Genomic DNA, 25031 nt, shown 5'->3' on the forward strand with positions numbered 1-25031 from the left:
CCGCAAAAACAGACTGCCGACTTAAACTTTTCCGGCGGCTTCGCGCTCTGCGACTTCTTTATCGAGCTCGGCTATTTTTTGTTCCATTATCGAACGACAATGGGCAGCCAGCTCGCGAACCTGATCTTTACCATATTGACTGACGTCAATTGGCGGCAGCATTTCTACGATCACTAAACCATTATTCAGTCGGTTAAGATTAATCTTATTCGAAGTTGTGGAAACACACACGGGAATAATGGGGACGCCTGCCGCAATCGCCGCATGAAATGCCCCTGTTTTAAACGGCAGCAGGCCACGACCACGGCTGCGCGTTCCTTCCGGGAACATCCAGATGGAAATACGGCGTTTTTTGAAGTGATTCACCACTTCCGCGATAGTGCCGTGCGCTTTAGTACGATTGTTTCTGTCGATCAATAAGTTGCCAGTTAACCAGTACAACTGACCAAAAAAGGGGATCCACAGCAAACTCTTTTTACCCACAGTGACTGTCGGTGGCTGCACGATATTCGATGCCGTCACCATGTCATAGTTGTTCTGGTGGTTAGCGATATAGATAGCATTACCATAACTTTCAGCATCAGCGGGTTTGCGACACTCAACTTTAAGGCCGAACAGCGGCGCAAGACGACCAAACATATGCCCAAAGGTGGCCACATGCTTCGGATTTCTCGGGCTGAACAGACAGTAAATGGAGCCGAAAACACAGACTAACAAGCTGTAAATCACGGTAATAATAAGACGAAAGATATATAGCATAACACCCTCTGAAGATCTGAGAGACTGGCATTGTACGTCACCTGAAATCAGGTTAGGGCATTGTTAAAAGCCGCTCTCTGGAAAAGCGTATTGTTAATCGCAACGCATGAATAAACAACGGTTTCAAGGGAATTTTTATCGTTTCCTGGGGCTGATTACGCTGCCGGATGACGACTTAACGTTCCATCCGGCAGTCCTTGCAAACGGGAGAAAGCCCCCTCCGGCATATTACTCTTCGCTATCGCTGCTGCTGGCGCGGAGAGGCGAATCAATCTCGACACGGTCGATACGCTGCAAACCACGCATCAAGGTGCCGCGACGGCCACGCTCACCGGTAACTTTCAGCAATTCTTCCGGGCGCAGTTTGATTTTGCGTTTCCCGACATGAATGGTCAGGGTACTTTGCGGCGGCAGTACATACAGGTGTGCCAAACCATCCTCGCCCCGCGCGGCTTCTGCCGACGGAATGTTGATGATCTTGTTGCCTTTACCCTTCGACAGTTGCGGAAGCTCGCTTACCGGGAACATCAACATGCGGCCTGCCTGAGTGATTGCCAGCAACATATCAGAAGCATCTTCAATGACTACCGGCGGCATGACATGCGCATTTTCCGGTAAAGTGATCAATGCCTTACCTGCACGATTACGCGCCACCAGATCGTTAAAGGTGCAGACAAAACCGTAACCCGCATCGGAAGCCATCAACAGTTTCTGATCGTCGCTTTCCATCAGCATATGGTCAACGGTAGCACCTGGCGGCAACGTCAGTTTGCCAGTAAGCGGTTCGCCCTGACCACGCGCCGACGGCAGCGTAATTGGGTCGATGGCATAGCTGCGTCCGGTAGAATCAACAAACACCACTGGCTGGTTGCTCTTGCCTTTCACCGCAGCTTTAAAGCTGTCACCCGCTTTGTAGTTCAAACCTGGGGCGTCAATGTCGTGGCCTTTAGCGCTACGCACCCAGCCCATCTGCGACAGCACGATGGTAACGGGTTCAGACGGCAGCATGTCGTGCTCACTCATTGCTTTCGCTTCTTCGCGTTCCTGCAACGGTGAACGGCGATCGTCACCATATGCTTGCGCATCGGCCTGCAACTCTTTCTTCAGCAGATTATTCATCTTGCGCTCGGAAGCCAGAATGCTCTGCAACTGGTCACGCTCTTTTTCCAGCTCGTTCTGCTCACCGCGAATCTTCATCTCTTCCAGTTTGGCGAGATGACGCAGTTTCAATTCGAGGATCGCTTCCGCCTGGGTTTCCGTGAGGCCAAAACGCGACATCAGCGCCGGTTTCGGTTCATCTTCATTACGAATGATCTCAATCACTTCGTCGATATTGAGAAACGCCACCAGCAAACCTTCCAGGATATGCAGGCGCTTGAGGACTTTCTCCAGACGATAGTTCAAACGGCGGCGCACGGTATCGCGACGGAATACCAGCCATTCGGAGAGGATTTCCAGCAGGTTTTTCACCGCCGGACGCCCATCCAGACCGATCATATTAAGGTTAATGCGATAGCTCTTTTCCAGATCGGTGGTGGCGAAGAGGTGATTCATCACCTGATCCATATCCACGCGATTAGAGCGCGGCACAATCACCAGACGGGTCGGGTTCTCGTGGTCGGATTCATCGCGTAGATCGTCAACCATTGGCAGCTTTTTGTTACGCATTTGCGCAGCAATTTGCTCCAGTACGCGCGCACCAGAAACCTGATGCGGTAAGGCACTGATGACCACCGCGCCATCTTCTTTCTTCCACACTGCGCGCATACGCACAGAACCACGACCATTTTCGTAGATTTTGCGGATCTCCGCCCGGGAGGTGATGATTTCCGCTTCGGTCGGGTAATCCGGCCCCTGCACAATATCCAGTAACTGATCGAGCGTGGTTTTCGGCTGGTCGATTAAGGCGATTGCTGCCTGTGCGACTTCGCGCAGGTTATGTGGCGGAATGTCCGTTGCCATCCCGACAGCAATACCGGTGGTGCCGTTAAGCAAAATATTCGGCAGGCGGGCAGGCAGCATTTTCGGCTCCTGCAAGGTGCCGTCGAAGTTTGGCACCCAATCCGCCGTCCCCTGCCCCAGCTCGCTCAATAACAGCTCGGAATATTTCGACAGACGGGATTCGGTGTAACGCATTGCCGCGAACGATTTCGGATCGTCCGGCGCGCCCCAGTTCCCCTGACCATCAACCAGCGGATAACGGTAAGAAAACGGCTGCGCCATCAGAACCATCGCTTCATAGCAGGCGCTGTCGCCGTGCGGATGGTACTTACCCAGTACGTCACCGACGGTACGGGCCGACTTTTTAAATTTGGCGGTAGCATTCAGACCCAGCTCAGACATCGCATACACAATGCGGCGCTGAACGGGTTTCAGACCATCACCAATAAACGGCAACGCACGATCCATGATGACGTACATGGAGTAGTTTAAGTAGGCGTTTTCCGTAAATTCATGTAGCGCAAGGCGCTCTGCCATATCGCTCATTAATTCTGATTCCTCAACTTATTCGCCAGCCTTCAAAGGGGCAATATTGCCGGAGATACTACATTATCTGTCGCGTCGAGTCACAGGAGATCAGCGTGAATAGCGCCGCCGGACGTGCTCCGACGGCGATAAAGGCATCAATGTGCCTTGATATACAACTCTTTGCTGTAGACATAATCCTGGGGATTATGCAGCGGGAAACCGCCAACGTAAGGTTTAAGCAATTTGATCAGCGGCTGATAGTAGATGGGAATGAGCGGTGCCTGCTGATTAATGATCATCTCTGCCTGCTGATACAACGCATTACGCTTTGTCGCGTCAGTGGTCTGCGCCGCCTGATTTAGCAACGCGTCATACTGCGCATTTTTCCAGTGACCGACATTCTCTTCACTATCGCTTTTGAGCGTGTTCAGGAAAGTGGAAGCATCATTGTACGTCGCATCCCACGACTGCCGCGATAGCATGAAATCACCGGCTCGCCGGGTATCAAGATAGGTTTTCCACTCCATCGTGCGCAGCGTCACCTGTGCACCAAGCCATTTTTTCCATTCGGAAGACAACGCAATTGCCGTTTTTTCATGCAAATCATACTTGTTGTAGAACAGTTCAAAGCGTAGCGGATGAGATGCATCGTACCCCGCTTGTTTGAGCAAGGCTTTTGCCGTCGCCACGCGCTCACTCATCGGCTTTTGCAGTTCATCAAACGTCGTCGCGTTAAAGCCTTCTACCTCTGGCGGCGTCAACGTGGTTGCAGGCGTTCGCAACCCGAGTATCTTTTGCGCAATTAACGGCCTGTCGACCGTCAGATATAGCGCCCGCCGGACACGAACATCGTCAAACGGTGGTTTCTGGATATTGAAATTGTAATATTCACTGTTCAGACGCGGGATAATTTGCAACTCACCAGGCAGTGATTTTTCAATAGCAGGAATTTGTTGTGCCGGAACCCAGGTGAGATCGACTTCACCCGCACGATAGCGGTTATAGCCGGTGACTGAATTATCCAGTGCCAGATACTCAACCTGCTGCAATACCGTATGTTGTGCATCGCGGTACTTTGGATTTTTGCGTGCGGTAATCTTTTCGTTAACCACCCATTTATCAAGCACAAAAGCACCGTTGTAAACCATATGCTCTGGCTTACTCCAGCTATCGCCATACTTCGCAATCATATGATGCGGAACCGGAAACAGCGTCGGCCAGGCTAGCATTGTCGTAAACCACGGTACGGGCTGCTCAAGCGTGACTTCAAAAGTGCGGTCATCCGTCGCTTTCACGCCTAACGATGAGACATCCGATTTTCCCGCCGCGATAGCCGCTGCATTTTTAATATGCGCCTGCGCCAGATAGCCAGCAAAAGGGCTTGCCGTTTTGGGGTCAACCGCGCGCTGCCAGCCGAGGACAAAATCCTGAGCTGTCAGAGGCTGACCATCAGACCACTGTAAGCCGTTGCGTAAATGGAAAATATAGCGTTTGCCGCCATCTGACACTTCCCAGGATTCAGCCTGGGCAGGTTGCACTTTACCTTCGCCGTCCATCCATACCAGACCTTCAAACAGATCCAGCACAATCTGCGCGGCGGTATTCTCCTCAACCTTTTGCGGGTCAAGCGTGCCGGGGTCGCTATGATTGTTGTAACGAAAGAGCTGTTGCGGGGCGAGCGGTGTGTTGGCGGGAACGTCAGCAGCATAGAGAGGAGCCGCACTTACCAGGCTGACCAGCCATAATAAATTTCGCGTATACATGGTATTCCTTACCGGAGAAATTATAAGCCTGACAACAATACGCCAGTGGCATTGTTAGCTCAAACTTATCGCGAGTGATTTGGCTCACACTCCGGAAAAGATCCCCCTTCACATTAACGGCACATAAATATCCGTTTCCAGCCGCTTCTCTGACATCCCTTCGGCCAGGTTGGTGTAGTGAAACAATATCGGTGCGTTACGCATTTTCTCGCCGCTATCAGGAAGCCAACGGCGAATGATGGCCCGGATAGTGTGAGATATGTTATCCAGGTCGCCAGAATGACGGGCAACCGCATAACGCCCTGCGGTGAGTTCGCCATTACTCACACCATAACGATTCTCCGGAACAGGCTCGTTAACGCTGCCGCAAATATCAAAGCGAAACGCGTCTGGCGCAGTGGTGGCAGGATCGTCCCAGGCGACGCCAAAAGTCTGGCTTTGGTTAACGGGAGATAACCCCGTGTCTTTGCGCCACATGATAAATTTCGCCACGCTGTAGTTGAGCAACTCAGGGCTACAGCGATGCGGCAACATCGCCACGCGGGTTGATGGGAAATCGATAATATTTACGTCCAGTGCACGGTTTTTCATGTTGCTCCCTGCGAAATTATTCCCGGGAACGCGTCCCGGGAGCAGTAACAATTACGGATTGACTTTACTGATCTGTTTCACGTCAATCTCAACAGAGTTCCAGTCTTTATCCACTTCCCCCTGAATCTCAACCGTATCTTTCGGCGTAACTGTCACGCCGTTCCAGCGTTTGTGGTCGATATCGACATTGATGGTGCCGCTGGCATCTTTGAACACATACAGATCGTCAGAGATGCGCTCAACGATATTGCCACGCAGAGTTACCCAGGTGTCGTCACGCAAAGATTTCGCGTTTTCTACGTTAGTTACGCTGCCGTTCGGCCCCTGGAATCCTCCGGTTTGACTTTGTGTTGCCGATGGGCCAGAAAAGCCCCCCTGCTCTGCTGCCATAACCGGTGCGCTACACAGGGCCATTACTGCAATTACTGCTGCGAATTTTTTCATGTTTGTTACTCCCTTTGATGTCTGTTTCCAGGCATTAAACAAGATAGTCCTTAACAACTTCTTAAGGAAAAAAAGAAAATTTAGTACTGTACAGAGCGCGTTACAACACGGTTTACTGACAACGAATACAGCTATCGCAGGGATGAAAAGATGCGAATTTTACTGATAGAAGATGACATGCTGATTGGTGACGGCATCAAAACAGGTCTTAGTAAGATGGGCTTTAGTGTTGACTGGTTTACGGAAGGTCGTCAGGGAAAAGAGGCGCTTTATAGCGCACCTTATGACGCGGTGATCCTTGATCTCACCTTACCGGGAATGGATGGCCGCGATATTTTGCGCGAGTGGCGGGATAAAGGTCAGCGTGAGCCGGTACTGATCCTGACCGCGCGCGACGCACTGGCGGAACGCGTGGAAGGTTTGCGTCTGGGGGCCGACGATTATCTGTGTAAACCTTTTGCATTGATAGAAGTGGCCGCCAGGCTGGAAGCGCTGATGCGCCGAACCAACGGCCATGCCAGCAACGAGCTACATCACGGCAACGTCATGCTCGACCCGGGCAAACGGATCGCCACCCTGGCAGGTGAATCCTTAACACTCAAGCCAAAAGAATTTGCCCTGCTGGAATTACTGATGCGTAACGCTGGTCGTGTTCTACCACGCAAACTGATTGAAGAAAAACTGTATACCTGGGACGAAGAGGTCACCAGCAATGCCGTCGAAGTACATGTGCATCATCTGCGACGCAAACTCGGCAGTGACTTTATTCGCACCGTTCACGGTATTGGCTACACATTAGGTGAGAAATGAAATTTACCCAACGCCTTAGTCTGCGAGTCAGGCTGACGCTGATCTTTTTGATTCTGGCCTCGCTGACCTGGGTTGTCTCCAGCTTTGTAGCCTGGAAACAAACGATTGATAATGTCGATGAGTTGTTCGATACCCAGTTAATGCTGTTTGCCAAACGATTAAGTACGCTCGATCTTAACGAAATTAATGCGGCAGATCGTATGGCAAGAACGCCGGATAAATTCAAACACGGCCATGTGGATGACGATGCCCTGACATTTGCCATTTTTACCCGCGACGGCAGAATGGTTCTTAACGATGGCGATAATGGAGAAGATATTCCCTATAGCTATCAGCGTGAAGGTTTTGCTGACGGGCAACTGGTGGGTGATAAAGATCAATGGCGCTTTATCTGGATGACATCACCTGACGGTAAATATCGCATCGTTGTCGGCCAGGAATGGGAATACCGTGAAGACATGGCGCTGGCGATCGTCACCGGCCAGCTCATCCCCTGGCTTGTTGCGCTACCCATCATGTTAATCTTCATGATGGTGTTACTGGGTCGTGAGCTCTCGCCACTGAACAAACTAGCGCTGGCGCTACGTATGCGCGATCCCGACTCGGAAAAACCACTCAACGCCGCGGGCGTACCCAGCGAAGTGCGTCCGCTAGTCGAGTCGCTGAATCAACTGTTCGACCGTACACATGCGATGATGGTGCGTGAACGGCGCTTTACCTCTGACGCCGCTCACGAACTGCGTAGCCCATTAACGGCGCTGAAAGTTCAAACCGAAGTTGCGCAACTCTCTGACGATGATCCGCAGGCACGGAAAAAAGCACTGACGCAATTACATTCGGGGATCGATCGCGCCACCCGTCTGGTTGATCAACTGCTCACACTATCGCGGCTCGACTCGCTGGATAACCTTCAGGACGTCGCGGAGATCCCACTTGAAGATCTCCTGCAATCGGCGGTGATGGATATCTACCACACGGCGCAGCAGGCAAAAATTGACGTGCGGCTGACGCTCAATGCCCACGGCATCAAACGCACCGGACAACCGCTATTGCTAAGTCTACTGGTACGAAATCTGCTGGATAACGCAGTACGCTACAGTCCACAGGGCAGCGTAGTAGATGTCACTCTGAATGCAGATAATTTCACCGTAAGAGACAACGGCCCCGGCGTGACGCCAGAGGCGCTGGCGCGAATTGGCGAACGTTTCTACCGCCCACCAGGACAAACCGCTACCGGCAGCGGGCTTGGGCTATCGATTGTCCAGCGAATCGCAAAATTGCATGGCATGAATGTTGTGTTTGGGAATGCGAAACAAGGTGGATTTGAGGCGAAAGTGAGCTGGTAGTAGTGAGACTTTTGCAAAATTCGCAAAAGACTTTGCACATTTTGCTAATTTCACCGCACCGCTCTGTGACGTACTATTGTCGGTAAACGTCTCTCCTTGAGGATAAAAAATGAGCAACATTCTGATTATCAACGGTGCGAAAAAATTCGCCCACTCCAATGGTCAACTGAACGACACCCTGACCGAAGTCGCGGATGGCACGCTGCGCGACCTCGGGCATGATGTCCGCATCGTTCGCGCTGAGAGCGACTACGATGTCAAAGCCGAAGTACAAAACTTTCTCTGGGCTGATGTGGTGATCTGGCAGATGCCTGGCTGGTGGATGGGCGCGCCGTGGACGGTGAAAAAATACATTGATGATGTGTTCACCGAAGGTCACGGCACGCTGTATGCCAGCGATGGTCGTACCCGCAAAGATCCGTCGAAAAAATACGGTTCTGGCGGTCTGGTACAGGGTAAAAAATATATGCTCTCGCTGACCTGGAACGCCCCAATGGAAGCCTTCACCGAAAAAGATCAGTTCTTCCACGGCGTTGGCGTTGACGGTGTGTATCTACCGTTCCATAAAGCAAACCAATTCCTCGGCATGGAACCGCTGCCGACATTTATCGCTAATGACGTGATAAAAATGCCTGATGTTCCCCGCTATACTGAAGAATATCGCAAGCATCTTGTGGAAATTTTTGGTTAACTAGAGCTCTGGCTTTAGAAGGAGTTAACCATGATTACAGTAATCGCAGAAATCCGTACTCGCCCTGGCCAACATCACCGTCAGGCGGTATTGGATCAGTTTGCTAAAATCGTTCCAACAGTTCTGAAGGAAGAAGGTTGCCACGGCTACGCGCCAATGGTGGATTGCGCTGCTGGCGTGAGTTTCCAGTCTATGGCGCCGGACTCTATTGTGATGATTGAGCAGTGGGAAAGCATCGCGCACCTTGAAGCGCATCTGCAAACCCCGCACATGAAAGCATATAGCGAAGCCGTAAAAGGCGATGTGCTGGAGATGAATATTCGTATCCTGCAGCCGGGACTTTGATGTTCCTGAAAAGAGGCCGGTGTTGCTACCGGTCTCAGGCCTGATTAGCCATTCTTTCTTCCCGTTTTCAAACCCCGATGGAAATCGTTAATTCGCTTAATGGTTTTAACCGCACGCTGCGGCACCGCTGAGGCCACCGACCAGACAATCATTTCCAGGCACAACAATACCGTACCATGTAGCGGCGTTTTCCCCTTTTCATCCCCGCGCGGAACGTGGATGACGATACTGGCGTCTTTACTAAAACGCGAATCCAAAGCGTTTGTCAGCAAAATAACCGGGATCCCCAGCCGTTTCGCTTCACGCAGCGTTGTCAGCCCTTCCCGGTGTGCAGATTTTTGCGCCATCATGATCAGCACATCGCCACGCTGAAGCGCGATCAATTGCTCGGCAAGGCCAATACCCGTACGGTTTAGCGCCGTGGCGGGCAAGCCAATGCGGTTGAATAGCCGCGCGGTATAATCCGCCAGAATACCCGAAGCGCCAATGCCAAAAATAGCAACTTGCCGCGCCTGCACCAACAAGGCTACCGCTTGCGCAAGCGAGTGGCGGTTTTCAGGCTCTGACAGGACATTGCAGGTATACAGATGCCCTTCAAGAACAAAGTCGATTGCGGTGTTAACATCGCTCGTCAAGTTACTCACCGTCGTAGACATCTTTTCGCTGGAGCTAAGGGTTGGGCCAAGCCACTGTTCCAGAGTACGTTTCAGATCGCGCAGCCCGGCAAACCCCAGAGCCTGTATAGCCCGAATTACTGTGGCATCGGAAGTGTTTAACGTGGCCGCAATTTCCATCGCCGTTTGCTCGAGGACCACTTCACGGTGCTCATTAATGTAGCTGGCGACGGTTCTTAACCCTGGCGTTAACTGACTCGCACGAGTACGAAAACGCTCCCCAAAAATATCAACCCGCGTTTTGTCTTTCTGGATCATTTGGCCTCCGGTAAAGGTCGCCCCGCAATTTGTGATTGTATCTGCGCAGCCATCAATCCCAGAGATGCAAAGGAGTTAGAAATCGCCTCTTCACGCGAAATCAACACATAACGTCCGGAACGACAGGCTGTCAGAAACTGACACCATCCCGGCATGACTTTTTCCATTGCTGCCAGCTCGTCCTGAGGTTTACCACCAGAATCACCGCGCCAGGTTGCAAAAACAAAATCGGCATCCAGTTCAGGCAAACGCTCCGCGCTCACATCCATTCGCCCACCTTCAGGAATGCTCTCAATCAGCGGCGGAAAGCGAAAACCAGCATCGCGTAATACCCGCCCCAGCGAATGATAGCTATGCATCACATTAATTTTTCCCTGATTTGCCTGAATCACCGATACCGTTATTTTTTGACTGTCCAGCGTCGCCTTCAGCGCATTGATTTGCGCCTGATAGCGGCGTTCAAGTATCGCCAGCCGCGCCTGTGTTCCTGTAAGTTCGGCCAACTTGCGGTAGATTTCTGGCGCGCCCCCTTTGAGATGATCAATGCTCACCGTGGGCGCAATTTTCTCCAGTTGTTCAATGGGCGTATTACGGGTCGGTTCTGTGATGATCAGGTCCGGCTTTGCCGCCACAATCGCTTCAATATCAATATCGGCTGTTCCAATGAAGGCGATCGATGAATTATCGAAATCAACACCTGTCAGTAACGCACCTGATCGAATGAAATGGCTACCGTCAGGCCGTGTACGCCCGTGGCTGGCGACAGGAGGTACACCGAGTTCAATCAGAGGAATGGTGATATCAAGATCGTGTAAAGAAACGATTCTCTTTGGATGTGCAGGCACTGTGACTTTGCGCCCTAAATCATCGGTAAACACCTGAACAGGCTCTGTTGCACGAGCAAAAAATGACAACAGTATCAGCAGAGAAAAAAATAAACGCATATAACTCCCGTTAAAAACTGTTCCTGCGTTGCCAGAGAAGTAGCAGAAAGAATGGTCCACCAATCAGTGAGATAACGATTCCTGCAGGGAGTTGCAAAGGCAAAAAAGCCAAACGACCAATGCTATCCGCCAGAATGACTAACAACGCCCCCGATACGGCGCTCCCCAGCAGTAATGTCGTCTGTCCACCACGCAGAATAAAACGTGATATATGAGGTGCTATCAGCCCGACAAAGCCGATGTTGCCAACACAAGAAACGCAGACGGCTGTCAGGATTATTGGCGCGGCTACACGCAACAACGCCAGACGAGAACTATTCACGCCTAATCCGGTTGCAACCTGATGACCAAGCAGAGCGATATCCGCAGTCCGGGCTGTGAACAGCAATAAAAGAGCGGCTGGCAACATCCAACAGGCTGAAATACCGACTAACATCCAGTTGGCTGCATGTAGGCTTCCCGATAACCACATCAATGCAGTTTGTACGTCACGAACATCTGCTGTGGTCATAAATACACCGATCCCCGCGGCGAAAAACCAGGAAACGCCAATGCCGATCAAAACAAATCGCGGGCGGGAAATATCGCGTGCACAGAAAATCACCACTAACGCAACGAATAAGCCGCCAGCGAGGCCAGCCACTGGACGCCAGAACATCCCCAGCATTGGAAACTGGAAAATCAGCCACAGCACTGCCACGCTACATCCTTCCTTGACCCCGATAAGACCGGGATCAGCAAGGCTGTTACGAGCAATAGACTGCATTGCGGCTCCCGCCATACCTAACATGGCTCCGCATAGCAACGCCATGATGACTCTCGGCAAGCGAATATCCTGCACAATATAACGAGTGTCTGTGTTCACATTTTCTGGAGAGAACAACGCTCGTCCGACTTCCGATGCCGGGACAGAAAAAGAACCATGCATCAGACCGAATATCAGTATTCCAACAGCAAACAGAGACAGTCCACCAAGCAACACCAGATTTTTAGGGCGTACCAGTGTCGAAAACTCACCAACACGTAGCGGGCGTAACCCAACGTTCATTATCCGGCTCATTTGAACATCCTCGTCGCCATAATGACAAAAACAGGTGCACCAACTAATGCCGTCATGACACCTGTCGCCAGCTCATGGGGCATGAAAAGCGTCCTGGCAATAATATCTGCCAGTAATAGCAGTAAGGCTCCGACACAAGCTGAAAGAGGTAGCAGAACGCGCAGATCCGTTGATACCAGACGCCGGACAATCTGCGGTACGAGCAAGCCGACAAAACCAATCGGACCAGCAATCGATACGGCCGCGCCACAGAGCAACGCGATCGCAATCAGAGTGAATGTTCGCGTGCGTAGTACCGAGACGCCCAGGCCCTGCGCCATGCGATCGCCCAGTGCCAACATGTTAAGAGAGGGCGCAAGATAAAGAGCTAATACAAATCCCCCCAGAGAAAACCAGGCGGACGTACCAAGCGTCGCCCAATCCAACCCCGCTAAATCACCCGCTAACCATGTCCGCATCGCCAACAACGTTTGTTCGTCAAGAATCAGGATTGCAGCCGTTATTGAGGAAACGAACGCCGATAGCGCCACGCCGCATAAAGTGACTTTCATTGGCGTTAACCCTGAACGCCCTGCGGAAGAGAGCAGCAATATCAGCAGGAACAGTACCGCGCCTCCCGCTGATGCCAGCAATGGACGCCCAACAGGAAATGCCAGTCCTAGTGCACTGGCAGCAACGACAGCCAGGGCGGCTCCGGCATTTAAGCCTAAAATATGTGGCTCCCCCAATGGGTTACGAATGACAGCCTGCAACAAAGCACCAGCAACACCAAGAGAAGCACCAGTAAGCAATGCTGCCGCCAAACGCGGCAAACGGAGTCTTATAATCACGTTGTGATCGAAGTTTTGCGGTTCAAAATGGAAAAATGCCTGCAACACCGTTTGTGGTGCAATAAATCGGGCACCAATCCCAGGATATACAACGCATCCCACCAGCAGTAAGGTGAGGAAAAAAACAGTAACCAGCCCCGTGCGCATCATACTTTTTCTACACCACGAAACGGCATGAAAAACGGTTTTCCCGTCAGAGGATTTATTGATGCGTGAACATCAACGTCAAAGACAGCTTTCACCAGCTCAGGCGTGCAATGCTCCCCCTCATTCAACACACGCACCACTTTCCCCTGGCGTAAAAATATCAGCGTATCGCCATAATTGACGGCAAAATTCAGATCATGCAACACCACAACGACTGTACGCCCGTGATGGCGCGTTAAGTCATGTAATAACTCAAGAATTTCAACCTGATAACGTAAATCAAGCCAGGTTGTTGGTTCATCCAGCAGGATATAAGGCGTCTTTTGCGCCAACACCATCGCAATCCAGCACCGCTGGCGCTGCCCACCAGAGAGTTTTTCAACAGGTAAATGCGCAAACTCCTGCGTACCGGTTAATTTCAGGGCCTCTTCTACCGCCTGCTCGTCAGCGTCGCTCCATTGACGTATAAAATTCTGCCAGGGAAAGCGCCCGCGCGACACCAGTTCATAAACGGTTAAGCCCTCCGGCAATAATGGCGACTGCGGTAAGATCCCAAGTCTGCGGGATAACGCTTTCGTTGGTTGCTCGTGAATCGCTTTGCCATCAAGCAATATCGAGCCGCCCATGGGTTGCAATATACGCGCAATGGTACTGAGCAACGTCGACTTTCCACAGCCGTTTGCCCCAACCAGAACGGTCATTTTCTCTGTGGGAACGGAGAAAGAAACACCATCAACAATGATGTTCTTGTGATACCCGGCAGAAACATTGTCGAGGATCAGCCCCTGCCCTTTTGCGTTATGTGCCACGTGTACGCCAACTTAATCAAAGACAAACAAAAATAAAACTCATTCTCCTTTGAGAGTTTGACGCCACAAAATGTAGTAGTCAAGAAGTTAAAAGCCACACAAAAACAAGGTAAATAACAGGTAAAATATTTTTGAAAATAAAAATAAAAACATTAAATATCAATGAGTTAAAAACAATCAACCTGCATTAAATCATCGTGAAAACACCTGTAGCATTTTTTCGTTATTTCTCATTTACTACTACATTATTGCATGATTGAATGATTCTCAATTACATATCCGATGGCGAAATAACAAACGGATAGTGCTTAGTGAGCAACAAGAAACAATTTTCACTCGCGACAATCCGCGAGTTTTTGGGATAAAAGACTAAATGGCTAAGTTCACACCTTCATTCTCAGGAGTCAAAGGTCGGGCGCTCTTTTCACTGCTCTTTGCGGCACCGATGATTCATGCAACAGACACTGTAACGACCAAAGATGGCGAAACCATCACGGTTACCGCGGATGCGAATACCGCAACTGAGGCGACCGACGGTTATCAGCCTCTGAGCACCTCCACGGCGACATTAACCGATATGCCGATGCTGGATATTCCGCAGGTGGTCAATACGGTTAGCGATCAAGTTCTGGAAAATCAGCATGCGACGACGCTGGATGAGGCGCTTTATAACGTCAGTAACGTGGTGCAAACCAATACATTAGGCGGGACTCAGGACGCTTTTGTACGTCGTGGGTTTGGTGCAAACCGGGATGGCTCCATCATGACCAACGGCCTGCGAACCGTACTTCCTCGCAGTTTCAACGCCGCAACAGAACGTGTGGAAGTGCTAAAAGGCCCGGCCTCCACGCTGTATGGCATTCTCGATCCTGGTGGGCTGATTAACGTCGTGACAAAGCGCCCGGAAAAAACGTTCCATGGTTCTGTCTCAGCCACGTCCTCCAGTTTTGGTGGTGGTACAGGGCAACTTGATATCACAGGTCCCATTGAAGGCACTCAACTGGCCTACCGCCTGACGGGGGAAGTGCAGGATGAAGACTACTGGCGGAACTTCGGTAAAGAGCGCAGTACATTTATTGCCCCATCACTCACCTGGTTTGGTGATAATGCAACAGTAACCATGCTCTATTCACATCGGGACTATAAAACGCCATTCGATCGCGGAACAATTTTCGATCTTACGACGAAACAGCCCGTAAACGTTGATCGAAAAATACGTTTCGACGAACCGTTTAATATTACAGATGGTCAGTCCGATCTGGCGCAACTCAACGCAGAATATCATCTCAATAGCCAGTGGACTGCGCGCTTTGATTACAGCTACAGCCAGGATAAATACAGCGATAATCAAGCTCGCGTTACCGCGTATGATGCAACAACAGGAACGCTGACACGGCGTGTTGATGCAACTCAGGGCTCTACTCAGCGCATGCATTCTACTCGTGCGGATCTGCAAGGGAATGTCGATATCGCTGGATTCTATAATGAGATTCTGGGCGGGGTGTCATATGAATATTATGATCTTCTGCGCACAGATATGATTCGCTGTAAAAACGCTAAAGATTTCAATATATACAACCCTGTTTATGGCAATACCAGCAAATGTACAACGGTCTCGGCATCGGACAGTGATCAGACGATCAAACAGGAGAGCTACTCAGCTTATGCTCAGGACGCGCTCTATCTGACCGATAACTGGATTGCCGTCGCCGGGATCCGCTATCAGTATTACACACAGTATGCGGGTAAAGGCCGTCCTTTTAATGTCAATACTGACAGCCGCGATGAGCAATGGACTCCCAAACTGGGGTTGGTCTACAAACTGACGCCATCGGTATCCTTATTTGCCAATTATTCGCAAACATTTATGCCGCAATCGTCAATTGCCAGCTACATTGGCGATCTTCCCCCGGAATCATCTAATGCTTACGAAGTCGGGGCAAAATTCGAGCTGTTCGATGGTATAACCGCAGATATTGCGCTGTTTGATATCCATAAACGCAACGTGTTGTATACCGAAAGTATTGGTGACGAAACCATCGCCAAAACGGCAGGCCGCGTTCGTTCAAGAGGGGTAGAAGTCGACCTTGCGGGAGCATTAACTGAAAATATTAATATTATTGCCAGCTACGGCTATACCGATGCTAAGGTTCTGGAAGATCCTGATTATGCAGGAAAACCATTGCCGAATGTTCCTCGTCATACCGGTTCGCTATTCCTGACCTATGACATTCATAATATGCCTGGCAATAACACGCTGACGTTTGGCGGTGGCGGACATGGCGTAAGCCGTCGTTCAGCAACCAATGGGGCTGACTACTATCTGCCGGGCTATTTCGTTGCCGATGCCTTCGCCGCATATAAAATGAAATTGCAGTATCCGGTCACTCTGCAATTAAACGTCAAAAACCTGTTTGATAAAACGTATTACACCTCTTCCATAGCCACAAATAATCTGGGTAATCAGATTGGCGATCCGCGTGAAGTGCAATTCACGGTGAAAATGGAATTTTGATAAAAAAAGCCCGGTATGTTTACCGGGCTATATTTTATTCTCCTGGCGGGAATTATCAGACCTCAATCTCCGCCATATCACCTTTCTCTTGCAACCAGTTACGGCGGTCTTCCGAGCGTTTCTTCGCCAGCAGCATGTCCATCATCGCGTCAGTACGCTGATCGTCTTCATCATCGATGGTTAACTGCACCAGACGGCGAGTATTCGGATCAAGCGTGGTTTCGCGCAATTGCATCGGATTCATTTCGCCCAGACCTTTAAAACGCTGGACGTTAGGCTTGCCTTTTTTGCGTTTTAACTGCTCAAGCACGCCCTCTTTTTCTTCTTCCGTCAGCGCGTAATAAACCTCTTTCCCGAGGTCAATGCGGTAGAGCGGTGGCAGAGCAACGTAAACGTGGCCGTGTTTCACCAGCGTGCGGAAGTGCTTTACAAACAGTGCGCAAAGCAACGTAGCAATGTGCAGGCCATCGGAGTCCGCATCCGCCAGGATACAGATCTTGCCATAACGCAACTGGCTAAGGTCGGCGCTGTCAGGATCAATACCGATCGCCACTGAAATATCATGCACTTCCTGCGAGGCCAACACTTCATCAGAAGAGACCTCCCAGGTGTTAAGGATCTTACCTTTCAACGGCATGATCGCCTGATATTCACGATCGCGCGCCTGCTTGGCAGATCCACCTGCGGAGTCACCTTCCACGAGGAACAGTTCGGTACGATTGAGATCCTGCGCGGTACAGTCAGCCAGTTTGCCAGGCAACGCCGGGCCACTGGTCAGCTTTTTACGTACCACTTTCTTCGCCGCACGCATACGACGCTGGGCGCTGGAAATCGCCATCTCCGCCAGCAATTCAGCAGCCTGGACGTTCTGGTTCAACCACAGGGTGAACGCATCTTTCACCACGCCAGAAACGAATGCCGCACATTGACGCGAAGAGAGACGTTCTTTGGTCTGCCCGGCAAACTGCGGATCCTGCATTTTTACTGACAGCACATATGCGCAGCGATCCCAGATATCTTCCGCTGACAGTTTCACGCCGCGCGGCAGAATGTTGCGGTATTCACAGAACTCGCGCATCGCGTCCAGCAGGCCCTGACGCAGACCATTAACGTGCGTCCCGCCCTGCATCGTTGGGATCAGGTTGACGTAGCTTTCGGTCAGCAGTTCGCCACCTTCCGGCAGCCACAAGAGCGCCCAGTCCACCGCTTCGGTATCGCCAGAAAAATTACCGATAAACGGTTTTTCCGGCAGCGTCGGCAAGCCATTTACCGCTTCCGCGAGGTAATCATTCAGACCGTCCTGATAGCACCAGCGTTGTTCGGTATTGTTGATCTCATCTTTAAAAGTGATCTCAACGCCGGGGCACAGTACCGCTTTGGCTTTCAGCACATGCGTAAGGCGCGAAACAGAAAAACGCGGGCTGTCAAAGAAGGTTTCATCCGGCCAGAAATGTACGCTGGTGCCGGTATTGCGTTTACCGCAAGTGCCGACAACCTGCAAATCCTGTACTTTTTCGCCATTTTCAAACGCGATGTTATAAATCTGGCCATCGCGGCGCACGTTGACTTCTACGCGCTTTGACAGGGCGTTAACCACCGAAATCCCCACGCCGTGCAGGCCGCCGGAGAACTGATAGTTTTTATTGGAGAACTTACCACCCGCGTGCAGACGGCAGAGGATCAATTCGACCGCCGGAACACCTTCTTCCGGGTGAATATCCACCGGCATTCCACGGCCATCGTCAATGACCTCCAGCGACTGGTCAGCATGTAAAATAACGTCCACGCGTTTTGCGTGACCGGCCAGTGCTTCATCGACACTGTTATCAATAACTTCTTGCCCCAAATGGTTTGGGCGAGTGGTATCGGTATACATCCCCGGGCGGCGGCGAACCGGCTCAAGCCCGGTGAGTACCTCAATGGCATCAGCGTTATAAGTTTGCGTCATGGTTTAAGTTAGCAATTCGAGTTGATCGTCAGAGATGGTGCAGACCAAGAAAATCGACGATCGGGTTGAAATAATCTTCGAAGCCCGTGAATGCGTGGTTGCCGCCTTCTATTACAGTCTGGCGGCAGGAGGCGTAGTACGCCACCGCCTGGCGGTAATCCAGCACTTCATCTCCCGTCTGTTGCAGCAGCCAGATAAGATCCGGTGCTTCCAGTGGGTCAATCTGCATGACTTTGAGATCGTAAATATGGCGTGACTCTAGCACATATTGCTGCCCGGTGTAGGGGTTCTCGTTCTGACCGAGATAGTCCGTCAGCAGTTCAAACGGGCGCACAGCCGGGTTTACCACTACCGCTGGCAGCATAAAACATTGCGACAACCAGGTAGCGTAATAACCCCCAAGTGACGAACCAACGATACCCAGCGAATCACCACCATGTTCCAGCACAATGGATTCCAGCAGTTCTGCCGCATCGGAAGGATACGGCGGCAACTGCGGAATAATCATCTCAACGTCAGGGTGATGCTCCGCCAGCCAGTTTTTCAACAAGCTCGCTTTCGCTGAACGCGGCGAACTGTTGAATCCATGCAAATAAAGAAGCGTTGACATCAGTAGCCTTCTGAAGCGGTATCTGGTTGGAAACGAGTGTCCGCCAGGCGGTGCACTTCGGTAGTCAGGGTGCCATCGGCATGGAGTTCCAGCGTACGCCAGCCTGGGGCAATAGTGTCCAGCGTAAAGTTGGAACAGTGTGGTTTAAACTGCACACAGGTTGACGGCGTTGCCAGCAGGCGGCGACCATTCCAGTCGAGATCGAGTTCCTGATGGATATGTCCGCACAACAGATATTTGACGTGCGGAAACTTCACCAGCACGTTATCCAGTTCACCCGCGTTACGCAGACTGTGCTGGTCAAGCCAGCTACAACCCGCAGGCAACGGATGATGGTGCAGCAGCAGCAAAGTATGACGTTCTGGCGCATCGGCCAGTTTACGTTCCAGCCAATCAAGCTGAAACTCGCTCAACTCGCCGTGCGGTACGCCAAACACCTGGCTATCCAGCATCAGGATTTGCCATTGCTCACCAATAAACACACGCTTCGCCGGGGAGATACCCGCATCCTGTAATGCGCTGTACATCGCAGGCTGGAAATCATGGTTACCCGGCAGCCAGACGCAGGGCGCACGAAAGCTTGCGATGCCTTCTGCAAAGTGCTGATAGGCCGCAGAGGATTGATCCTGTGCCAAATCACCTGTCGCGACAATCAGGTCGAATTCGTGCTGGTGTGGGCGAATCGCCTCCAGCACCGCCTGATAGCTCTCCCAGGTGTTTACCCCCAGCAGGGCTTCGTGCTTTTGTGCAAACAGGTGAGTGTCGGTAATTTGTAAAATCCTGACTCTGGCCTCACCAGCCAGAGGAAGGGTTAACAGGCTTTCCAAATGGTGTCCTTAGGTTTCACGACGCTAATAAACCGGAATCGCCATCGCTCCATGTGCTAAACAGTATCGCAACCAGTCCGCTAAAAACTGATTAATTTGATGCTTTTCGTCGCGTTGATGCAACTTTTTATTAGGATAATCATACCGCGCTTTAAAGCGAAAAATCTGCTGACTTGAACACACTTCAGCCACCATCGCGTCATGATACAGACGCACCGTCATTGACGGAAGGCTCCAGTAACTGATTGCAGGTGCAATCTGTTCAATTGTCACCAGGGTAGTGTATCGGGTCGATTCCACAATCGTTAACCGATATTGTGCGTTTGCCACCTGATAGCTTACAGTTTCGCCGGGTGCGTCATTGCGCGGCAACAAACGGCGCAATTGTGAAAAGTTCATCTCGCACAGGCGCATCATTTCAGGAAAGTCAGGTGTGTAACGCTTCATTTATGCCCACTCATTTTTTAACGCTTGATGATGCAGTTGCAGCCATTGCAAAGCGATGACCGACGCTGCGTTGTCGATTTTCCCCTCTTCTACCCACCGGTATGCCTGTTCCCGGCTTACCACATGAACGCGAATATCTTCGTTTTCATCAGCCAGACCGTGAATACCGCTTGCGGTCGTGGCGTCCACTTCGCCCACCATAATTGACGAACGCTCACTGGTGCCGCCCGGGCTTGCCAGGAAACTTAACACCGGTTTGATCCGTTTGACTATCAGTCCCGCCTCTTCAATCGCTTCGCGACGGGCGACATCTTCTACGCTTTCACCTTCTTCGATCATCCCGGCAACCATTTCCAATAACCAGGGCGTTTCGCTGGTGTCATAGGCGGCAATCCGAATCTGCTCAATCAGCACAACTTCATCGCGTACTGGGTCAAAGGGTAGCAAGACTGCGGCGTGCCCGCGCTCAAAAATTTCCCGCCGGACCTCATGACTCATTTGTCCGTTGAATAGACGATGGCGAAATCTATAAAGATCTAATGAAAAAAAGCCGCGATAAAGTGTTTCTCGTGCAATAATTTCTACATCGTTTTTGCCAAATGTAACGGGCAGGTTGTCTGGCTTAAGCATTGTTAATGTCCTGACACTAATAGTGAATTAAATGTGAATTTCAGCGACGTTTGACTGCCGTTTGAGCGGTCATGTGTTAAATTGAGGCACATTAATGCCCTATGGCACGTAACGCCAACCTTTTGCGGTAGCGGCTTCTGCTAGAATCCGCAATAATTTTACAGTTTGATCGCGCTAAATACTGCTTCACCACAAGGAATGCAAATGAAGAAATTGCTCCCCATTCTTATCGGCCTGAGCCTTTCTGGGTTCAGTACGTTGAGCCAGGCCGAGAACCTGATGCAAGTTTATCAGCAAGCACGCCTTAGTAACCCGGAATTGCGTAAGTCTGCCGCCGATCGTGATGCTGCCTTTGAAAAAATTAATGAAGCGCGCAGTCCATTACTGCCACAGTTGGGTTTAGGTGCAGATTACACCTACAGCAACGGCTATCGCGACGCGAACGGCATCAACTCTAACGCGACCAGTGCGTCCCTGCAGTTGACCCAGTCCATTTTCGATATGTCGAAATGGCGTGCGCTGACCTTGCAGGAAAAAGCGGCCGGAATTCAGGACGTCACTTACCAGACCGATCAACAAACTCTGATCCTCAACACCGCGACCGCTTATTTCAACGTGTTGAATGCGATTGACGTTCTTTCCTATACCCAGGCGCAAAAAGAAGCGATCTACCGTCAGTTAGATCAAACCACCCAACGTTTTAACGTGGGTCTGGTGGCGATCACCGACGTGCAGAACGCCCGCGCACAGTACGATACCGTGCTGGCAAACGAAGTGACCGCACGTAACAATCTCGACAATGCCGTTGAGCAACTGCGTCAGATCACTGGTAATTACTACCCGGAACTGGCGGCGCTGAATGTTGAAAACTTTAAAACCGACAAACCACAGCCGGTGAACACTCTGCTGAAAGAAGCTGAAAAGCGTAACCTGTCGCTGTTACAGGCACGTTTGAGCCAGGACCTGGCACGCGAGCAAATTCGCCAGGCGCAGGATGGTCACTTACCGACTCTGGATTTAACGGCCTCTACCGGAATTTCTGACACCTCCTACAGTGGTTCGAAAACCCGTGGTGCGACCGCAGGCCAGTATGACGACAGCAATATGGGCCAGAACAAAGTGGGCCTGAGCTTCTCGCTGCCGATTTATCAGGGCGGAATGGTTAACTCGCAGGTGAAACAGGCGCAGTACAACTTCGTGGGTGCCAGCGAGCAACTGGAAAGCGCACACCGTAGCGTCGTGCAAACCGTGCGTTCCTCCTTCAACAACATTAATGCATCTATCAGTAGCATTAACGCTTACAAACAAGCCGTTATTTCCGCCCAAAGCTCATTAGACGCGATGGAAGCTGGTTACTCGGTCGGTACGCGTACCATTGTTGATGTATTGGACGCCACCACGACGCTGTACAACGCCAAGCAAGAACTGGCGAATGCACGTTATAACTACCTGATTAACCAGTTGAATATTAAATCAGCTCTGGGTACGTTGAACGAGCAGGATCTGCTGGCATTGAACAATGCGCTGAGCAAACCGGTTTCCACTAACCCGGAAAACGTCGCGCCGCAAACGCCGGAACAAAATGCTATCGCTGATGGTTATGCACCTGATAGCCCGGCACCAGCCGTTCAGCAGGTATCCGCACGCACTTCCACCAGTAACGGTCATAACCCTTTCCGTAACTGATGGCAACGACGGGGCTTCGGCCCCGTCTGAACGTAAGGCAACGTAAAGATACGGGTTATCTGCCGCATTCTTCCCCCTTCTCGCTTCAATTTCGACCAGCCATCCTCTATTCTGATGGGTATTTACCACTGGTCCCGGAAGACAAAAATGAAACGGACAAAATCCATACGCCACGCATCGTTCCGCAAAAACTGGAGCGCACGCCATCTGACACCTGTCGCTCTTGCTGTTGCCACTGTTTTTATGCTGGCGGGCTGTGAAAAGAGTGATGAGACCGTGTCTCTGTATCAGAACGCTGATGATTGTTCAGCCGCAAACCCAGGCAAAAGCGCAGAATGCACCACCGCGTACAACAATGCGCTGAAAGAAGCCGAACGTACCGCGCCGAAATACGCCACCCGTGAAGACTGTGTTGCCGAATTTGGCGAAGGTCAATGCCAGCAGGCACCTGCCCAGGCAGGCATGGCACCAGAAAACCAGGCGCAGGCCCAGCAATCCAGCGGAAGCTTCTGGATGCCGCTAATGGCAGGTTACATGATGGGTCGTCTGATGGGCGGCGGAGCGGGTTTTGCACAGCAACCGCTGTTCTCCTCAAAGAACCCTGCCAGCCCGGCTTACGGTAAATATACCGACGCAACCGGTAAAAACTATGGCGCAGCCCAGCCAGGCCGCACCATGACCGTACCGAAAACAGCAATGGCACCAAAACCAGCGACCACCACCACCGTTACCCGCGGCGGCTTTGGCGAGTCTGTTGCCAAACAAAGCACCATGCAGCGTAGCGCAACCGGCACCTCTTCTCGTTCAATGGGTGGTTAATACCGATGGAAAGAGTCAGTATTACCGAGCGCCCGGACTGGCGCGAAAAAGCCCACGAATACGGTTTCAATTTTCACACCATGTACGGCGAGCCGTACTGGTGTGAAGATGCCTACTACAAGTTGACCCTCGCCCAGGTTGAAAAACTGGAAGAAGTTACCGCCGAACTGCACCAGATGTGCCTGAAAGTGGTGGAAAAAGTGATCGCCAGCGATGAGCTGATGACCAAATTCCGCATTCCAAAGCATACCTGGAGCTTTGTACGTCAGTCATGGCTGACCCACCAGCCGTCGCTTTATTCACGTCTTGATCTGGCGTGGGACGGTACAGGCGAACCTAAGTTACTGGAAAATAACGCTGATACGCCAACATCACTGTATGAAGCAGCGTTCTTTCAGTGGCTCTGGCTGGAAGATCAGCTTAACGCTGGCAACCTGCCGGAAGGCAGCGATCAGTTTAATAGCCTGCAAGAAAAGCTGATTGATCGCTTTGCCGAGCTACGTGAACAGTATGGCTTTCAGTTGCTGCATCTCACCTGCTGTCGCGACACGGTGGAAGATCGCGGCACTATTCAGTATTTGCAGGACTGCGCGACCGAAGCTGAAATCGCTACCGAGTTTCTGTATATCGACGATATCGGTTTAGGTGAAAAAGGTCAGTTCACGGATTTACAGGATCAGGTCATCGCTAACCTGTTCAAACTATATCCGTGGGAATTTATGCTGCGCGAAATGTTCTCTACCAAGCTGGAAGATGCTGGCGTACGCTGGCTGGAACCGGCGTGGAAGAGCATTATCTCCAACAAGGCGCTTCTGCCACTGCTGTGGGAGATGTTCCCGAATCACCCGAACCTGTTGCCCGCTTATTTTGCGGAAGATGATCATCCGCAAATGGAAAAATATGTGGTTAAGCCGATCTTCTCACGTGAAGGTGCAAACGTGTCGATCATTGAGAACGGTAAAACCATTGAAGCGGCGGAAGGCCCGTATGGCGAAGAAGGAATGATTGTTCAGCAATTCCATCCGCTGCCGAAATTTGGCGACAGCTATATGCTGATTGGAAGCTGGCTGGTGAACGATCAACCTGCCGGAATTGGCATTCGTGAAGACCGTGCATTGATCACCCAGGATATGTCTCGCTTCTACCCCCATATTTTTGTTGAATAATACTGCTTAAAATTGCCCCGATAACCGGGGCAATTCATTATTAATCCGCAATTCATAACTCCAATCAATATATAACCACATACATCTCTACATTTTATTTAACATTAATAATCAATCTAATGTTAAATCGTCATATACAGACGGTTTTGTAATTAAAACAAGTAAAGAAATCACAATACAAGTCACTGATATTCCTTAAATATTTTGTTTTTATCACATTAAAATTTGATTTAATAATAAAAAAACAATGCCGCAGAGATCACACTACACAATATTGAATATTGTTATTGATATATCGCCACCCTACTATCCATTAAAGATAAATATTCATTTCAGAGAATGACAATATATTAAAAAACAACAAAAACATTCTCACTATTTATTTAACCTGCATCTTCATTCATAAAATGAATTTATTAGTCCTATCTCAACAGTCGATATTC

The 25031-nt window shown here is 50.7% G+C and carries 23 protein-coding genes; 8 read left to right on the forward strand and 15 right to left on the reverse strand.

The window, feature by feature from the left end:
* Window positions 1-21 precede the first annotated feature (21 nt).
* The 5 genes from plsC to ygiW form a co-directional block, all read right to left on the reverse strand.
* The gene (gene plsC, locus ESM_RS0113840; RefSeq protein WP_000965727.1) at window positions 22-759 is read right to left on the reverse strand and encodes a 1-acylglycerol-3-phosphate O-acyltransferase; all 738 of its coding nucleotides are present in this window, start codon (window positions 757-759) and stop codon (window positions 22-24) included.
* 228 nt (window positions 760-987) lie between these two features.
* Entirely contained in the window at window positions 988-3246 is a 2259-nt protein-coding gene (gene parC / locus ESM_RS0113845) for a DNA topoisomerase IV subunit A (protein ID WP_001281917.1), read from the reverse strand.
* A 137-nt stretch (window positions 3247-3383) separates the two neighbouring features.
* Window positions 3384-4991, reverse strand: a complete 1608-nt coding sequence (locus ESM_RS0113850; RefSeq protein ID WP_000288650.1) for an ABC transporter substrate-binding protein — start codon at window positions 4989-4991, stop codon at window positions 3384-3386.
* 108 nt (window positions 4992-5099) lie between these two features.
* Window positions 5100-5582 (reverse strand): AraC family transcriptional regulator, encoded by a 483-nt coding sequence (locus tag ESM_RS0113855; RefSeq protein WP_000796007.1) that lies wholly within the window; start codon window positions 5580-5582, stop codon window positions 5100-5102.
* A gap of 51 nt (window positions 5583-5633) precedes the next feature.
* A complete protein-coding gene (gene ygiW / locus ESM_RS0113860; protein ID WP_000712662.1) occupies window positions 5634-6026 on the reverse strand; it encodes an OB fold stress tolerance protein YgiW in 393 nt (130 codons plus the stop codon).
* Between the two features lie 150 nt (window positions 6027-6176).
* On the opposite strand from ygiW, the gene qseB reads away from it, so the two are divergent.
* The 4 genes from qseB (at window position 6177) to ESM_RS0113880 (ending at window position 9218) form a co-directional block, all read left to right on the forward strand.
* Entirely contained in the window at window positions 6177-6836 is a 660-nt protein-coding gene (gene qseB, locus ESM_RS0113865) for a quorum sensing response regulator transcription factor QseB (protein WP_001221482.1), read from the forward strand.
* Window positions 6833-8182 (forward strand): quorum sensing histidine kinase QseC, encoded by a 1350-nt coding sequence (gene qseC / locus ESM_RS0113870; protein ID WP_000673336.1) that lies wholly within the window; start codon window positions 6833-6835, stop codon window positions 8180-8182. Before qseB ends, qseC begins: the two co-directional genes overlap by 4 nt.
* Before the next feature lie 109 nt (window positions 8183-8291).
* The gene (mdaB, locus tag ESM_RS0113875; protein WP_000065441.1) at window positions 8292-8873 is read left to right on the forward strand and encodes an NADPH:quinone oxidoreductase MdaB; all 582 of its coding nucleotides are present in this window, start codon (window positions 8292-8294) and stop codon (window positions 8871-8873) included.
* A gap of 30 nt (window positions 8874-8903) precedes the next feature.
* Complete coding sequence (locus tag ESM_RS0113880; RefSeq protein WP_000633738.1) at window positions 8904-9218, forward strand: putative quinol monooxygenase; 315 nt, start codon at window positions 8904-8906, stop codon at window positions 9216-9218.
* Between the two features lie 44 nt (window positions 9219-9262).
* Here the strand turns inward: ESM_RS0113880 and ESM_RS0113885 are convergent, their stop codons facing one another.
* The 5 genes from ESM_RS0113885 to ESM_RS0113905 are packed head-to-tail and all read right to left on the reverse strand — an operon-like array spanning window position 9263 to window position 13940.
* Entirely contained in the window at window positions 9263-10150 is an 888-nt protein-coding gene (locus tag ESM_RS0113885) for a MurR/RpiR family transcriptional regulator (protein WP_000614949.1), read from the reverse strand.
* Entirely contained in the window at window positions 10147-11094 is a 948-nt protein-coding gene (locus tag ESM_RS0113890; protein ID WP_001517110.1) for an iron-siderophore ABC transporter substrate-binding protein, read from the reverse strand. Before ESM_RS0113890 ends, ESM_RS0113885 begins: the two co-directional genes overlap by 4 nt.
* A 10-nt stretch (window positions 11095-11104) precedes the next feature.
* On the reverse strand, window positions 11105-12142 hold the full coding sequence (locus tag ESM_RS0113895) for a FecCD family ABC transporter permease (RefSeq protein ID WP_032141510.1): 1038 nt from the start codon (window positions 12140-12142) through the stop codon (window positions 11105-11107).
* 8 nt (window positions 12143-12150) lie between these two features.
* Window positions 12151-13134 (reverse strand): FecCD family ABC transporter permease, encoded by a 984-nt coding sequence (locus ESM_RS0113900; protein ID WP_000986425.1) that lies wholly within the window; start codon window positions 13132-13134, stop codon window positions 12151-12153.
* The gene (locus ESM_RS0113905; protein WP_000940884.1) at window positions 13131-13940 is read right to left on the reverse strand and encodes an ABC transporter ATP-binding protein; all 810 of its coding nucleotides are present in this window, start codon (window positions 13938-13940) and stop codon (window positions 13131-13133) included. The genes ESM_RS0113900 and ESM_RS0113905 overlap by 4 nt, the downstream gene beginning before the upstream one ends.
* Window positions 13941-14313: 373 nt before the next feature.
* Between ESM_RS0113905 and ESM_RS0113910 the strand changes: the two genes are divergently transcribed.
* The gene (locus ESM_RS0113910) at window positions 14314-16455 is read left to right on the forward strand and encodes a TonB-dependent siderophore receptor (protein WP_001051713.1); all 2142 of its coding nucleotides are present in this window, start codon (window positions 14314-14316) and stop codon (window positions 16453-16455) included.
* Between the two features lie 55 nt (window positions 16456-16510).
* Here the strand turns inward: ESM_RS0113910 and parE are convergent, their stop codons facing one another.
* The 5 genes from parE to nudF are packed head-to-tail and all read right to left on the reverse strand — an operon-like array spanning window position 16511 to window position 20917.
* Window positions 16511-18403, reverse strand: coding sequence for a DNA topoisomerase IV subunit B (parE, locus tag ESM_RS0113915; RefSeq protein WP_000195279.1), 1893 nt, complete (start codon window positions 18401-18403; stop codon window positions 16511-16513).
* Window positions 18404-18431: 28 nt separating this feature from the next.
* Entirely contained in the window at window positions 18432-19013 is a 582-nt protein-coding gene (gene yqiA / locus ESM_RS0113920; RefSeq protein ID WP_000105733.1) for an esterase YqiA, read from the reverse strand.
* Window positions 19013-19840, reverse strand: a complete 828-nt coding sequence (cpdA, locus tag ESM_RS0113925) for a 3',5'-cyclic-AMP phosphodiesterase (protein WP_000444754.1) — start codon at window positions 19838-19840, stop codon at window positions 19013-19015. Before cpdA ends, yqiA begins: the two co-directional genes overlap by 1 nt.
* A 24-nt stretch (window positions 19841-19864) precedes the next feature.
* Window positions 19865-20287 (reverse strand): DUF1249 family protein, encoded by a 423-nt coding sequence (locus ESM_RS0113930; RefSeq protein ID WP_000833390.1) that lies wholly within the window; start codon window positions 20285-20287, stop codon window positions 19865-19867.
* A complete protein-coding gene (nudF, locus tag ESM_RS0113935; RefSeq protein ID WP_000917113.1) occupies window positions 20288-20917 on the reverse strand; it encodes an ADP-ribose diphosphatase in 630 nt (209 codons plus the stop codon).
* A 204-nt stretch (window positions 20918-21121) separates the two neighbouring features.
* On the opposite strand from nudF, the gene tolC reads away from it, so the two are divergent.
* The 3 genes from tolC to ESM_RS0113950 all read left to right on the forward strand — a co-directional run bounded on the left by tolC (window position 21122) and on the right by ESM_RS0113950 (window position 24588).
* Window positions 21122-22603 carry an outer membrane channel protein TolC gene (gene tolC / locus ESM_RS0113940; RefSeq protein WP_000735302.1) on the forward strand — a complete coding sequence of 494 codons (1482 nt, stop codon included), beginning with the start codon at window positions 21122-21124 and terminating at the stop codon, window positions 22601-22603.
* Between the two features lie 147 nt (window positions 22604-22750).
* The gene (locus ESM_RS0113945) at window positions 22751-23422 is read left to right on the forward strand and encodes a DUF1190 family protein (protein WP_000831543.1); all 672 of its coding nucleotides are present in this window, start codon (window positions 22751-22753) and stop codon (window positions 23420-23422) included.
* Window positions 23423-23427: 5 nt separating this feature from the next.
* Window positions 23428-24588, forward strand: a complete 1161-nt coding sequence (locus ESM_RS0113950) for a glutathionylspermidine synthase family protein (RefSeq protein WP_000442874.1) — start codon at window positions 23428-23430, stop codon at window positions 24586-24588.
* The last annotated feature ends 443 nt before the right edge of the window (window positions 24589-25031 follow it).

This window comes from Escherichia sp. TW09308 (assembly GCF_000208565.1).
Lineage (GTDB): Bacteria > Pseudomonadota > Gammaproteobacteria > Enterobacterales > Enterobacteriaceae > Escherichia > Escherichia marmotae.